The sequence below is a fragment of the Streptomyces sp. DSM 15324 genome, from assembly GCF_001514285.1.
Taxonomy (GTDB): Bacteria; Actinomycetota; Actinomycetes; order Streptomycetales; family Streptomycetaceae; genus Streptomyces.
Genome location: NZ_KQ949025.1, coordinates 478222 through 492218, shown reverse-complemented (window position 1 = coordinate 492218; position 13997 = coordinate 478222). Strand labels below are relative to the sequence as shown.

General features: G+C 73.2%; 11 protein-coding genes. 9 read left to right on the top strand and 2 right to left on the bottom strand.

Annotated features, from left to right (window positions below):
* Positions 1–24: 24 nt before the first annotated feature.
* The 4 genes from AQJ58_RS12495 to AQJ58_RS12480 all read left to right on the top strand — a co-directional run bounded on the left by AQJ58_RS12495 (position 25) and on the right by AQJ58_RS12480 (position 3637).
* The gene (locus tag AQJ58_RS12495) at positions 25–660 is read left to right on the top strand and encodes an RNA polymerase sigma factor (RefSeq protein ID WP_067248860.1); all 636 of its coding nucleotides are present in this window, start codon (positions 25–27) and stop codon (positions 658–660) included.
* Between the two features lie 96 nt (positions 661–756).
* Positions 757–1551 (top strand): hypothetical protein, encoded by a 795-nt coding sequence (locus AQJ58_RS12490; RefSeq protein WP_067248857.1) that lies wholly within the window; start codon positions 757–759, stop codon positions 1549–1551.
* Between the two features lie 326 nt (positions 1552–1877).
* Entirely contained in the window at positions 1878–2537 is a 660-nt protein-coding gene (locus AQJ58_RS12485) for an RNA polymerase sigma factor (protein WP_067248854.1), read from the top strand.
* Positions 2537–3637 carry a hypothetical protein gene (locus AQJ58_RS12480; RefSeq protein ID WP_067248851.1) on the top strand — a complete coding sequence of 367 codons (1101 nt, stop codon included), beginning with the start codon at positions 2537–2539 and terminating at the stop codon, positions 3635–3637. Before AQJ58_RS12485 ends, AQJ58_RS12480 begins: the two co-directional genes overlap by 1 nt.
* A gap of 235 nt (positions 3638–3872) precedes the next feature.
* Here the strand turns inward: AQJ58_RS12480 and AQJ58_RS12475 are convergent, their stop codons facing one another.
* Positions 3873–4721: a L,D-transpeptidase family protein gene (locus AQJ58_RS12475; RefSeq protein ID WP_420712150.1), complete on the bottom strand. Its 849-nt coding sequence runs from the start codon at positions 4719–4721 to the stop codon at positions 3873–3875.
* Between the two features lie 56 nt (positions 4722–4777).
* On the opposite strand from AQJ58_RS12475, the gene AQJ58_RS12470 reads away from it, so the two are divergent.
* Together AQJ58_RS12470 and leuE are read left to right on the top strand one after the other, a co-directional pair.
* On the top strand, positions 4778–6358 hold the full coding sequence (locus AQJ58_RS12470; protein ID WP_067249697.1) for an acyl-CoA mutase large subunit family protein: 1581 nt from the start codon (positions 4778–4780) through the stop codon (positions 6356–6358).
* Between the two features lie 30 nt (positions 6359–6388).
* The gene (gene leuE / locus AQJ58_RS12465; RefSeq protein WP_067248849.1) at positions 6389–7027 is read left to right on the top strand and encodes a leucine efflux protein LeuE; all 639 of its coding nucleotides are present in this window, start codon (positions 6389–6391) and stop codon (positions 7025–7027) included.
* A gap of 116 nt (positions 7028–7143) precedes the next feature.
* Here leuE and AQJ58_RS12460 read toward each other — a convergent pair whose 3' ends face one another.
* Positions 7144–8268: an acyltransferase family protein gene (locus AQJ58_RS12460; protein WP_234360031.1), complete on the bottom strand. Its 1125-nt coding sequence runs from the start codon at positions 8266–8268 to the stop codon at positions 7144–7146.
* 198 nt (positions 8269–8466) lie between these two features.
* Between AQJ58_RS12460 and AQJ58_RS12455 the strand changes: the two genes are divergently transcribed.
* The 3 genes from AQJ58_RS12455 to AQJ58_RS12445 are packed head-to-tail and all read left to right on the top strand — an operon-like array spanning position 8467 to position 13959.
* Entirely contained in the window at positions 8467–9948 is a 1482-nt protein-coding gene (locus AQJ58_RS12455; protein WP_067248846.1) for a glycosyltransferase family 29 protein, read from the top strand.
* Complete coding sequence (locus AQJ58_RS12450) at positions 9945–12278, top strand: glycosyltransferase (protein ID WP_067248842.1); 2334 nt, start codon at positions 9945–9947, stop codon at positions 12276–12278. Before AQJ58_RS12455 ends, AQJ58_RS12450 begins: the two co-directional genes overlap by 4 nt.
* Positions 12279–12282: 4 nt before the next feature.
* Positions 12283–13959 (top strand): hypothetical protein, encoded by a 1677-nt coding sequence (locus tag AQJ58_RS12445; protein ID WP_067248840.1) that lies wholly within the window; start codon positions 12283–12285, stop codon positions 13957–13959.
* Positions 13960–13997: the final 38 nt, after the last annotated feature.

Genomic DNA, 13997 nt, shown 5'->3' with positions numbered 1-13997 from the left:
AATTCCGTACGAACGAGGACAGTCTTGGGCCAGGGAGGGGAACCCCGGCGCGCGCAGGCGTACGACGGGGAGCTGGGCGCGGCCGTGGCACGGGCCCAGGACGGCGACGAGACCGCGTTCGCCGTCGCGTACCGGATCGTCCAGCCGGGGCTGCTCGGCTATCTGCGCGGGATCGTCGGGGACGACGCCGAGGACGTGGCCTCCGACGCCTGGCTGGAGATCGCCCGCGATCTCGGGCGGTTCAAGGGCGACGGCGCCGGGTTCCGCGGCTGGACGGCGACCATCGCCCGGCACCGGGCCCTGGACCACCTGCGCCGGCTGCGCGTGCGGCCGAGGGCGGCGGCGCTGGAGTACGAGGTGGCCATGGACCTGCCCGGTCCGCACACCACGCACGACCAGGCGCTGGAGTCGCTCTCCACCGCGCGGGCGCTGGAACTGGTCCGGGGACTCCCGCGGGACCAGGCGGAGGCCGTGCTGCTGAGGGTCGTCGTGGGGCTGGACGGTCCCGCCGCGGCGCGGGTCCTCGGCAAGCGCCCCGGAGCGGTCCGCACGGCCGCGCACCGCGGCCTGAAACGCCTGGCCCGCCAGCTCGGCGTGGCGGACGGGAACGGCGACGGTGTGACGGATGACGGCCCCCGCACGCTGGGGGATGCGACATGAACGGCCACGGCCGCACGGCCGGCCGCGGCCACCCGGACAGTCACGGGGATCGGCGGCACGCACAGACGTACGCATGGGACAGAGGCGGAAACGGACATGGGTGAACGGCTGAACGACGGCGGGGAGCCGGTCCGTCGGCGTCCCCACCCGGCCGGTACGGGTCCGGCGGCGGACGCGGTCGACCAGGAGCTGGAGGCGCTGCTCGCCCACGTCCTGCGCATCGCGGGGCGTCCCGTCGCGCCGCCCGCGGGCAGCGAGGGCGAGCTGCGGGCCGTGGCCGCCTTCCGGGCCGCCCGGGACGCGGGCGCGCACACCGCCCGGACCCGCCGGCGCGACGACTGGCGGCCCCGGACCCGCCGGTCCACCGCCCGCTCGCTGCGGGCCACGCTCTCCGTCGCCGTCGCGAGCCTCGCCCTCGGCGGGGTCGCGTTCGCCGCGATCGGGTCCGCCGGGGAGGACCCGGCCGAGGCGAGGCGTCCGGAGCGGTCCGCGCCCGCGTCCGAGGGCCGCTCCGCCGCGCCGTCGCTCACCCCGTCCCCGGCCGCCCCGTCGGCCCCGGCCGAGCGGGACCGTCCGGTGAGCGCGCAGGACACCGCGGCCCACTGCCGCGCCTACGAGCGGGTCGAGGGCCGGGGCAGGGCGCTGGACTCCACGGCCTGGCAGCGGCTGGTGACGGCGGCGGGCGGCGAGGAGAACGTCGAGGCGTACTGCGCGGCGCAGACGGCGCCGGCCCGCGACGCCGGCGGGAACGACGGCGGGAACACCGGCAAGATCGACGGCGAGAGCAACGGCAAGAACGACGGCGGGGGCAGCGGCAGGAGCAGCGGCACCACCGGCAAGGGCCAGGACAAGGCCGCGAAGAACCCCGAGGGCAACGCCGGGAAGCGGTAGCCTCACGCTGCCGAGGCAACGACCGGGGTCGCCACCCCCCACAGGAGAGACCCCGGCCGTCGCGCGGCACGGACCGCGCGGCGGCCCGTACTTCCTTCAGCGCCGGGAGTGCGTTTTCTGTCACACCCCGGGTACCGTGCGGGACCGTCCCCGACGGGATCACGAGTCGGTTGCAGGGTGTGCGGACATGGACGGGCGGTGCTTTCAGGTCGTAACGTGCCTTTCGCGCCGGACGGGCCCAGCGGCAGACCACCGCGACGACCTGCGGTCCACCGCACCGACCAGCGGTCTCGACCGCGACCATCGACCGACCGAGGAACCACGACGTGGGGGACGACGCGGAGCTGACAGCCGCGGTGCTTGCGGCACAGAACGGGGACGAGACCGCTTTCCGGGCTGTGTACCGCGCGGTGCACCCGCGGCTCCTCGGGTACGTGCGCACACTCGTCGGCGACCTCGACGCCGAGGACGTGGCCTCCGAGGCCTGGTTGCAGATCGCCCGTGACCTGGAGCGCTTCGGGGGCGACGCGGACCGCTTCCGCGGCTGGGCCGCCCGGATCGCCCGCAACCGCGCGCTCGACCACGTACGGATGCGCGGCCGGCGCCCCGCGATCGGCGGTGACGAGACCGAGCTGACCGGCCGGGCCGCCGAGTCCGACACCGCGGGTGAGGCCATCGAGGCGCTGGCCACCGGCCGCACGCTCGACCTCATCTCCCGGCTTCCGCAGGACCAGGCCGAGGCGGTCGTGCTGCGGGTCGTGATGGGCCTGGACGCCAGGACCGCCGCCGAGACCCTCGGCAAGCGCCCCGGCGCCGTCCGCACCGCCGCGCACCGCGGCCTGAAGAAGCTCGCCGAGATGCTCGGCGGGGATCCGGAGACCGCCGGGGTGCTCGACGCCCTGCCTCCGCAGCGAGGGCCGCGTTCGCGCGCGGTAACGTCCGCGAGTGTGACGCAACCGAGCGCGCGGACGCAGAAGGACATGTGATGGCCGACAAGCAGGACAGGTGGCTCGACCGCGAGACGGCGGAGCGTCTGCTGCGCGGTGAGTCACCCGAGAACGCTGTCGCCCCGGAAGCCCAGGACCAGGCCGAACGCCTCGCCAGAACGCTGGCCGCGCTCTCCGCGCTCGGCGCCGAACCGCTGCGCGCCGACGAGGAGCTCCCCGGTGAGGCGGCCGCCCTGAAGGCCTTCAGCGAGGCCCGGGCGGCCCGGGAGTCCCACGCCGAGTCCCCCACGTCACAGCGGTCGCATACGTCACACCCGTCGGCGTATCCGGCCGACGTCGGACTCGTCCGCATCGGCGGTCGCACCGGTGCCGATCGCAACGGCGAACGGGCACACCGCCGCCTGAGCCGCCCGCTGAGGCTGGGGCTGGCCGCCGCGGTGGCCGCCGGCGTGCTCGGCGGGGTCACGGTGGCCGCGGGCAGCGGAATGCTGCCGAGCCCCTTCGACGGGGCCGGGCCCGAACCCGGCGCCTCCGTTTCCAGCGCCGCGAGCCCCGACCGCCCGTCGGCCCCGCCCTCGCCCTCCCCGAAGACCTCCGAGACCTCAGGCCGCGCCCCGGACGCGGTGGCGCCCGACGGCGGCACCGACCGCGGCACCACCGGGCGGACGAAGGGCACCGACGGCTCCTCCACCGCGCCCGGCGCCCGCGGCGGGTGGCCGAAGGGCGTGGCCTCGTCCTGCCGGGACATCGAGGCCGGCCGGACGCTGGGCACCGAGCGCCGCCGCACCCTGGAGGGCCTGGCCGGCGGCTGGTCCCGGGTGACGACGTACTGCGCGCACGTCCTGGACGGCGGCTCCGGCCGGAACCGGGGCGGCGGCCAGGACGACTCGGACCACTGGAACTCCTGGGGCGACGACGACGGCGGCAGCGGCCGGGGCACCCACGACGGGGGTTCGGCCGGGCCCTCCGCCGGCCCGGGCGGCGCCGCGGCCGGCACGGGGTACGGCTGGGGCGGCGCCCACGGCGGCGGCACCGGTTCGGACGGCCACGGCGGCGCCCACGGCGGCGGCCACGGCCACGGCGGCGGCCACGGGGGCAACGGCGGGCACGGTGGCACCGGCGGCCCCGGCCACCACTGACTCCCCCCGGCTCCCGCCCGCTCGCAGCGCCCCCCACACCCCACCTGAACTGGGACTTCGCAAATCCCGGAAGTTTTTTCGCGCAGGGTGTGACGTTTTCGGGGGCCGCGACGCAGTAACAAGTGAGCCGACTGGTCATCGGCCTTCGCACGCAGCCGGGGTTCCCCCCGTACCTACGGCTCGTGCACCCGGCGCGGGCGGGACACGTTCCCCCGGTCCCGCCCGCGCCCCGAACTCACCAGGACACGACGACCTTGTCGCCGCTGCGGACCTGCGCGAAGAGCGCCGAGACCGCCGCCTCGTCCCGTACGTTCACACAGCCGTGCGAGGCGCCCGCGTAGCCGCGGGCCGCGAAGTCGGACGAGTAGTGCACCGCCTGGCCGCCGCTGAAGAACATCGCGTACGGCATCGGCGTGTGGTAGAGCGTCGACACGTGGTCGCGGGACTTCCAGTAGACCTGGAAGACCCCCTCGCGGGTGGGCGTGTACTGGGAGCCGAACCGCACGGACATGGTCGACACGGTCCGTCCGTCGATCATCCAGCGCAGGGTGCGGCTCGTCTTGTCGATGCACAGCACCCGTCCGGTCAGACACCGGGAGTCGGGCTCCGCGGCGGACTGGCCGCCCATCAGATACAGCTCCCACTGCCCCGGTTCACGCGTCATCCCCACCAGCCGGTCCCAGGTGACGGTGTCCGTGGTCCCGGTCCGCGGCAGCCCGCGCTTGCCCTGGAACCCCTTCACCGCCTCCTCGGTGGACGCCTCGTACCGTCCCGTGGGCCCCTCGAAGAGCCAGGCGAGCTGCCGCAGCCGGGCCTGGAGTTCGCGCACGCCCCGCCCGGAGTCGCCCCGCCGGTACAGCACGGCCGGGGCGGGCGACGGGGTGCCGGGGGTCCGGGCCGCGATCGGCTTGTCGTCCGGGGCGGTGCCGCTCGGGTCCGGGTCGGGGGTCGTACCGGTGACGCCGGCCTGGACCGGCGGGCGCGCCCTGCCGTCCTGGGGGCCCGGGGTCCGCACGGTACAGCCGCACAGGGTCGCCAGGGCCGCCGTGCCGGCCAGGGCGATGATCGATCTCCGCATCCGCATGCCTGAGATGTTCCCCCCGGATGACGCCGGGCGAACGGAGCGGCATGGTGGTGGGCATGGTGCGCGAGTCGGAGTCGGGACTGCCGATCGAGCCGGTGTACGGGCCCGCGGCCCTGGACGGCTGGGACCCGGCCGAGCAACTGGGCGAACCGGGCGGCTACCCCTTCACCCGGGGCGTCCACCCGTCCATGTACACCGGCCGCCCCTGGACCATGCGCCAGTACGCGGGCTTCGGCACGGCGGCCGAGTCCAACGCCCGCTACCGGCAGCTCATCGCGCACGGCACGACCGGCCTGTCCGTGGCCTTCGACCTGCCCACGCAGATGGGCCACGACTCCGACGCCCCGCTCGCCCACGGCGAGGTCGGCAAGGTGGGCGTGGCCGTCGACTCCCTCGACGACATGCGGGTGCTGTTCGGCGGGATCCCGCTGGACCGGGTGTCCACCTCGATGACGATCAACGCCCCGGCGGCGCTGCTCCTGCTGCTGTACCAGCTGGTGGCGGAGGAGCAGGGCATCGCGGCGGACCGGCTGACGGGCACCGTCCAGAACGACGTCCTCAAGGAGTACATCGCGCGCGGGACGTACATCTTCCCGCCCCGGCCCTCCCTGCGGCTGACCGCCGACATCTTCCGGTACTGCCGGGCCGAGCTGCCGCGGTGGAACACGATCTCGATCTCCGGGTACCACATGGCGGAGGCGGGCGCGTCCCCGGCGCAGGAGATCGCTTTCACCCTGGCGGACGGTATCGCGTACGTCCGAACGGCCGTGGCGGCGGGCATGGACGTCGATGATTTCGCCCCTCGGCTGTCCTTCTTCTTCGTGGCCCGTACGACCCTTTTGGAGGAGGTCGCGAAGTTCCGCGCCGCCCGCCGGATCTGGGCGCGGGTGATGCGGGAGGAGTTCGGGGCGCGCAACCCGAAGTCGATGATGCTGCGCTTCCACACCCAGACCGCGGGGGTCCAGCTGACGGCCCAGCAGCCCGAGGTGAACCTGGTGCGGGTTGCCGTCCAGGGTCTGGCCGCCGTCCTGGGCGGCACCCAGTCCCTGCACACCAACGCCTTCGACGAGGCGCTCGCGCTGCCCTCGGACAGGAGCGCGCGCCTCGCGCTGCGGACCCAGCAGGTGCTGGCCCACGAGACGGACGTGACCGCGACGGTCGACCCGTTCGCGGGCTCGTACGTCATCGAGAGCATGACCGACGACGTGGAGGCGGCGGCGGTCGGGCTGATGCGCCGGGTCGAGGACCTCGGCGGCGCGGTCGCGGCGATCGAGCGCGGCTTCCAGAAGGAGGAGATCGAGCGCAACGCCTACCGGATCGCCCGGCAGACCGACTCCGGCGAGCGGGTGGTGGTGGGCGTCAACCGCTTCCGGCTCGACGAGGAGGAGCCGTACGAGCCGCTCCGGGTGGACCCGGCCGTCGAGGCCCGGCAGGCGGAGCGGCTCGCGCGGCTGCGCGCCGGGCGCGAGGGCCCGGCGGTCGGGAAGGCCCTGGCCGCCCTGCGGACGGCGGCCGGGGGGCGGGACAACGTCCTGTACCCGATGAAGGAGGCGCTGCGGGCCCGGGCCACGGTGGGTGAGGTGTGCGGGGCGCTGCGGGAGGTGTGGGGGACGTACGTCCCGGCCGACGCGTTCTGACCTGGGAACCCCCGTGCGACACTCGTCCTCATGTTCGGAGTCGTCGACCTTCCCACCTATCTCGCGGGCCTCGTCCTGATCGTCCTCCTTCCGGGACCCAACTCCCTGTACGTCCTCTCCGTCGCCGCCCGGCGCGGGGTGCGGGCGGGCTACACCGCCGCGGCCGGGGTGTGGTGCGGGGACACCGTGCTGATGACGCTGTCGGCGGCCGGGGTGGCCTCGCTGCTCCAGGCCAACGCCGTGCTGTTCGGGATCGTGAAGTACGCCGGCGCCGGATATCTGAGCTGGCTCGCCGTCGGGATGCTGCGGGCGGCGTGGGCGATGGTGCGGTCGCGGGTCCCCGCCGAGGAGGAGGCCGCCGTCGCCGATGAGCGGCCCTTCCGCCGGGCGCTGGTCGTGAGCCTGTTCAATCCCAAGGCGATCCTGTTCTTCGTCGCCTTCTTCGTGCAGTTCGTCTCAGACGACTACGCCTACCCTGCCTTGTCCTTCCTGGTGCTCGGCGCCTTCGCCCAACTCGCCAGCGTGCTGTACCTGACAGTCCTGATCTTCAGCGGGACGCGGCTTGCAGATGCCTTCCGGCGGCGGAGGCGGCTGGCCGCGGGTGTCACCTCGGCGGCCGGGGCGTTGTTCCTCGGGTTCGCGGTGAAGCTGTCGCTCGCGAGCGCTTGAGTTCACGCCCTGGCCCGATTACGGCACGCATTTCGACGAGGGCTGGAGATCGTCATCGCGGGAATCTCGGCGCGCTGCGGAGTTTCCTGAAAAAGGCCCCGTGATTCACCCGGAATTCACTGGCGCGGCGCCGTCAGCGCCTTCCGCAGCCTCGGCGTCAGTCGCTCCTCCACGAGATTGTTCATCGCGTACGCCAGCACCAGCATCCCCGCGACCGTCAGCAGGAAGGTGGCCGAGGAGGGGACGCCCAGCCGGCGGTGCAGGGCCGCGACCACGACCCAGCCCAGGTGCTCGTGCACCAGGTAGAACGGGTACGTCAGCGCGCCCGCCACCGTGAGCCCGCCCCAGTTCACCCGGTCCAGCCACCCCAGCGCGATCGCCGCGACGGCGACGAACCCGAAGGCGACGACCGCGATGACGCCGTACGAGGTGCGGTGGGCGAAGGCGTGCGGGTCGGAGGCGTTCCACAGGCTGCGGACCGCGTAGTGCTGGCCGATGAGGAAACTCACCGCGGTGATCCCCCACGCGTAGGGGTCCCGGCGGTCGCGGTGGACCAGGTAGAGGCCGACCCCGCCGACGAAGAACGGCGCGTACTCCGGCATCAGGACGATGTCGAGCAGCGGCTGGTGCGCGCCCTGCGCGATCGCCGCCGCCAGGATCCAGCCCGCGCAGAACAGGATCACCCGGCGCCGGTTCGCGCCCGGCAGCACCACGCACAGCGCGAACAGGGCGTAGAAGCGGACCTCCGCCCACAGCGTCCAGTCCACGCCCAGCACCCGGTCCACCCCCAGCGGCTGCTGAAGCAGGGTCAGGTTCACCAGGACGTCACTGGGCGAGACGGCGTCGTAGGCGACCACCGGCAGCGCGAAGACGGCCGTCACCAGCAGCACCGCCACCCAGTACGCGGGCATCAGCCGGGCCACCCGGGAGGCGAAGAACGAGCGCAGCGGACGGCCCCAGCCGCTCATGCAGATGACGAAGCCGCTGATCACGAAGAAGACCTGGACGCCCAGGCAGCCGTACGCGAACGGCGTGTGCAGGGTGGGGAAGACGCGCGCCGCGGAGGTGCCCCAGGCGCGGGTGATGTCGCCGCCCCGGCCGCCGTAGTGGTAGCAGGCCACCATCAGGGCCGCGATCAGCCGCAGGCCGTCCAGCGCGCGCAGCCGGCCACCGCGCGGGGCCGCCTCCGGGGTGGCGACCGTGAGGCTCCCTTGTGTCGTGTTCACGACCGTCTGTGTCACGCGGGTGTCCCTAGGAATGCGGATGAGTGCCGTCCATGTGGACCCTATGGCGTCACCCGAGAAACTTCTGTTCGACGGCCTCAGCATTCGCTCCTCTGTTCCGAGGGGTTCACCTGAGCGTCGTTTTCCTTTCTTACGTTCTCCCAACCTCACCAGGTTTCAGTACGTCAATACGCTTTTCATAAGACCAGGAGAACCATGACGAGGGTCCGCAGCAGAGGGTCAGACGCCAGGCCGCAGAAGCCCTCGTCAGCGCCATCCCCGGTCTCGCTCGACGACTGCCTGCGCGCCTGCTCCGTGCACAGCGGCAAGCTCGTCGGCAGCCTCGACCCCCGCCGCCAGGCGGTCGCCGAGGCGCTCCGCCAACTCCTCGCCACCTGGGCGGTCCAGGACCAGTCCGCGCCCGCGCCCACCGCCACCAGCCTGCTCCGGCGCACCAGGGCCGCCGCCACCGGCAGCGGCGGCACCCTCGGCAACGACGTCCTCGACGCCCTGCTCAACGTCGGCAACAAGGCCGTCGTCTGCCCCTACGACGACGAGCTGAACCTCACGCTGACCATCACCGACACCATCCTCCACCTGCGCCGGGGCTCCCGCGCCGGCTGGCGGCTGCGCGGCCGGATCCTGGAGGCCCTCGGCCTGCCCGAGGAGGCCGCCGAGGCCTACGAGCGCTACCTCGAACTCACCAAGGAGGACGGCTTCGGCGTCCGCGCCCGCGTCGACGGCATCCACGCCGCCACCCGGGCCCGCACCGAACTGCTCACCCTGCTGGAGCGCACCGTCCCCGAGGCCACCCGCTTCGCCGCCGGACCCGCCACCGACGCCTGGGCCGACGGCCTCGCCGCGCACGCCGCCGGCGACCAGCCCGGCGCCGAGGCCCGGCTGGCCGGCGCGCTGCTCGCCATGGACCGCGAGGGCGCCCGCGAGGACGAGGTCCAGGAGGCCCTCGCGCACTACCTCGACCTCGCCACCGCCCGGCAGAGCCGCCCCACCCCCGAGCTGACCCGGGCCCTCGCCCTGTACGCCGACGCCCGCCGCAACCGGATGCGCGGCCCGGTCCCCGACCCCCTGTTCGGGGGCGTGCAGTGGCTCAGCCTCGGCGAGTTCCGCAACCGGATCGCCGGCAAGTCGATCTGCCTCGTCGCCAACTCCGGCACGGTCGGCGAGAGCGGCCTCGGCCACGACATCGACGCCTACGACCTCGTCGTGCGCTTCAACTCGTACCGCATCGACCCGGCGCACACCGGCAGCAGGACCGACATCCACGTCACCATCCACAAGCACCACTACAACTGGGACAAGCCCGTCGACACCCGGCTCGTGTTCAGCGGAAGCTCGCCCGACTGGAAGTACTCGGTCCGCAACAAGCTGATCCCCGGCGCCCAGACCTGCGTCAACGACGAGTCGCTGCGCTGGCCCGTGCGCACCATCGGCGGCTGGACCACCGAGCAGTTCGCGGCCATCCCCACCTCCGGCTTCAACATGCTCTGGCTGCTCGACTTCCTCGACGTCAGCCCCACGCTCGACCTGATCGGCTTCGACTTCTACGAGAGCGGCGCCTACCGCCTCCCCGAGGCGATGAAGCTGGCCATCACCAACGTGCACGAATACGGCAGCGAGAAGACGTGGGTCATGGAACGGGCCCAGAGCGTCTCCGGCATGAGGATTTCCCTGCGATGACCACTTCCACACCGGCCCCCGCCCCGGCGGCCCCCGCCACCGACGCCTCCGCCCTCACCGGCAAGCGCCGCATCGCCTTCGCGAGCTTCGTCGACGAGAACTACCTCCCCGGCTTCCTCGTCCTGCTGCGCTCCCTCGCCCTGTCCAACCCGCACCTCTGCGAGGACTTCCTCGTCCTCCACGACGGCCTGCGCCCCGCCTCCGTCGCCGCGATCCGCGACCTGCACCCGCGCGTCACGTTCCGCCGGGTGGACGCCGACCACTACGACTCCTACGTCAAGGGCGACCAGGAAAACTACCTGGTCCGCAAGGCCTACTTCATCCTCGACGTCTTCCGCGTCCGCGACTACGACACCGTGATCACCCTGGACACCGACATGGTGGTCCTCGGCCCCGTCGACGAGCTCCTGACGCTGCGCCACGGCCTCGCCGCCGTCCCGCAGTTCTTCTACGGCGACAAGACCCGCATGCTCAACAGCGGTCTCCTCGTCATCCAGAAGGAGTACCTCAGCGACGCGTTCTGCGCGAAGATCGACGCGATCGGCCGCAGCGGCACGTACGAGCTCGACAAGCACGACCAGGGCATCCTCAACGCGCTCCTCGACGGCGACTTCGTCGACCTCGACCCCCGGTACAACTACGTCAAGCGCCGCCTCTCCGGCGACCTCCCGGTCCCCGACGACGTCGCCGTGCTGCACTTCACCGGCCGCCACAAGCCCTGGCAGGGCGGCGAGGCCGGCTACGGGCTCGCCCAGGAGCGCTGGGCCGAGTTCGAGCTGACCGACGCCGAGTTCCACGCCGCCTACCTGGAGGCCGGCGACACCCTCCACCCCGACCTGCTCGTCCACTACGGCACCCCGCACGTCGAGCGCACCGGCGACGCCGACGCCGCCCGCAAGGTCGCCCTCGCCCACATCGGCGCCGGCGACTTCCAGGCCGCCGTCGACATCCTGGAGCAGGTCCACCTGCCCATCGACGAGGCCTGGCCGCACGAGGTCTACGGCAACGCCCTGATGAGCGTCTCCCGCTACGAGGAGGCCAAGGCCCACCTCCACCTCGCGAGCGCCGCCCCCAACCGGGCCGCCACCGCCTTCTCCCGGCTCGCCCAGATCGCCTGGGTGCACGGCGACGACACCCAGGCCCGCGCGTACGCCACCGCCGGCCTCACCGTCGACCCCACCCACCGGGCCAGCCGCATCTGGCACCAGCGCACCACCGGCATCCCGGCCCAGCCCGCCGGCCGCCCCGAGGACCAGCTCGCCCACGTCGCGTTCTACATGGACCGCCAGGGCAACGCCGGCGACAAGCTCCTCCCGGAGAGCGTCCGGCTCGGCTTCGACCGCGACACCACCTCCCGCCGCTGGCACTCCGTGCACGCCCACCGCCTCTTCGACCGGAACGCCCTGGAGCGCGTCAACGCCCGCCGCGGTCTCGTCATCGGCGGCGGCGGCCTCTTCATCCCGGACACCATGCCCAACGGCAACAGCGCCTGGCAGTGGAACGTCCCGGACGAGATGCTCAAGGCCATCGAGGTCCCGATCGCGGTCTACGCCGTCGGCTTCAACGCCTTCGACGGCCAGTCCTACCGCGCCCACCGCTTCCGCGAGTCGCTGCGCCTCCTCGTCGAGAAGTCCGCGTTCTTCGGCCTGCGCAACCACGGCTCCATCGAGAAGGTCCGGGCGATGCTCCCCGCCCACCTCCACGACAAGGTCCGCTTCCAGCCCTGCCCGACCACGGTCACCCGCCGGCTCGTCGACGGCTGGCAGGACCCCGCGCGCCGCGACGACACCATCCTCGTCAACGCCGCCTACGACCGCGCCGGCCTGCGCTTCGGCCACGACTACGGCTCCTTCCTCGCCCAGATGGCCAAGGCCGTCGAGGGCCTGCGCGAGCTGGCCGACGTCCAGTGCGTGGCGCACTCCCTCGACGACGAGAAGATCGCCTTCGACCTGCGCCGCGAACACGGCGTCTCGCTGCCCGTCATCCCGATGTACGACTTCGACAACGACGGCATCCGCGACCTGTACGCCCGCACCAAGCTGGTCATCGGCATGCGCGGCCACGCCGGGATGATCCCGTTCGGCTGCGGCACCCCGATCATCAGCCTCATCTCGCACCCCAAGATGGCGTACTTCCTGCGCGACATCGACCGCCCCGAATGGGGTGTCTCGGTGCACGACCGCAACCTCGCCGCGCTCCTCGTCGAACGCTCCCGCGACCTGCTCGCGGACCACGACCGCACGGTCGCCGACGTGCACGGCCGCCAGCAGGAACTGTGGAAGGTCACCGAGGCCAACTCCGCCGACCTGCGCACCGTCCTGGGCGGCTGACCGCATGGCGACGACGACCGCCCCGGTCGACGCGCCGCCCGCCCCCCGCGCCCGCCGGTCACCCCTGTGGTGGCCGGTGGTCGCGGCCCCGGCCGCGGCGGCCGTCGTGTACACGGTCCTCACCCGGCGCCTGACGGGCGACCTCCAGTACGTGCTCGCCGCCCTGCGCCTCGGCGGCGAGGCCGGCTACTCCCCGTCCGAGGTCTTCACCCACCGCCCCTTCTTCTACCGCTGGTTCATCGCCCTGCTGGACCTGCCCGCCTTTGGCGGCGTGGCCGTACGGGAGACGGTCATCGAGGCCGAGGGCGCCCTCGTCGTGGCGGCCGCGGCCCTCGCCCTGTACACCGCGACTCTGCGCCGGACCACCCCGCGCGAGGCCGCCCTCACCGCGGGCACCACCGGACTCGTCCTGGTCCTCGCCCCGCGCACCGACTTCCTCCAGCCGGAGTGGACGGCGGTCGTCCTGACGGTGTTCGGCGTCGCCGCCGCCCTCGGGGTCCGCAGGGCCTGGCCCGCCGCCCTGCTCGCCGCGCTGCCGCTCGGTCTCGCGGTGATGATGAAGTACTCCACCGCCTCCACCGCCGCCTTCGGCGTCCTCGTCCTGTGGGCCGTCGACCGCGGCCGGGCGATCCGCGTCGCCGCCGTCGCCGTACCCGCCGCCCTCGCGCTCTTCGGACTGAGCGTCCTCGCCGGCTCGCACGAGCTCCAGTGGACGCACGACATGCCGCTGATCAACCAGTCGGCCCTCAGCCGCACCGGTATCCGCCCCGGCTTCATCCTGCACCGGTCCTTCGAGTTCCTCGCCGACCGGTCGGTCCTCACCCCGGTGCTGCTGCTCCTGCCCGGCGCCCTGCTGCTCCTCCTCACCCGCGTCCGGGGCCGAGCCCGCCGCCTGGAACTGCTGACGCTCGCCGTGCTCGTCGGCTTCGGCTCGCTGGCCGTGGTGATCGTCCAGGGCAACTGGTTCCCGTACCACGCCGTCCAGCTCACCGTCTTCGCCGCAGCCCTCTGCGGCCTCGCGGTGGGCGGATCCGCGAGGCCCCCGTGGTGCTTCGGCGCGGTGTCCCTGCTGTACGGCACCCTGCCCGCGCTCTACACCCGGCTGCCGCACGGCCTCCAGCGCCCGGCGACGATGTGGGCCCTCGGCCTGCTCGCCCTGCTCGCCGCGCTCGCCGACACCCGGCTCACCGCACTGCCCCGGCGCTCCCTGGCACCGGTCGCGCTCGCCGGGGTCGTCCTGCTCGCCGGACCGATCTGGCCGAGCTCCCCGCACCTCGCCCAGTACGGCAAGGTGTCCTCGACCAACACCACGTTCCACCGGAACGCCGAGACCAAGCAGAAGGACGCCGACCGGCTGCGCGCACAGCTCCCGGCGGGCGCCGAGGTGCTCTACCTGGCCTTCGGCGACACGGTGTACTACGTCGACCACCCGGCCCGGTGCCGCTACCCGATCGCCACGTTCCTACAGCGCACCCGCTTCATCCCGGACGTGGCCGACCTGAAGTCCTTCAAGGAGAACGCCGACTGCGTCGACCACGACCCGGCGCCCTACGCGATCCTCGACCGGGCCTGGTTCCGGCTCGCCTCCGTCGACGCGGACCTGCGCAGGCGCGTACAGGCGACGTACGCGTGCCCGCCGCTCAGGCCGGGGACGCCGCTGGTGGTGTGCCGGCTGAAGTAGCCGCGTGCGCGGAAGGGGCCCCGGAACGCGCCGGACCG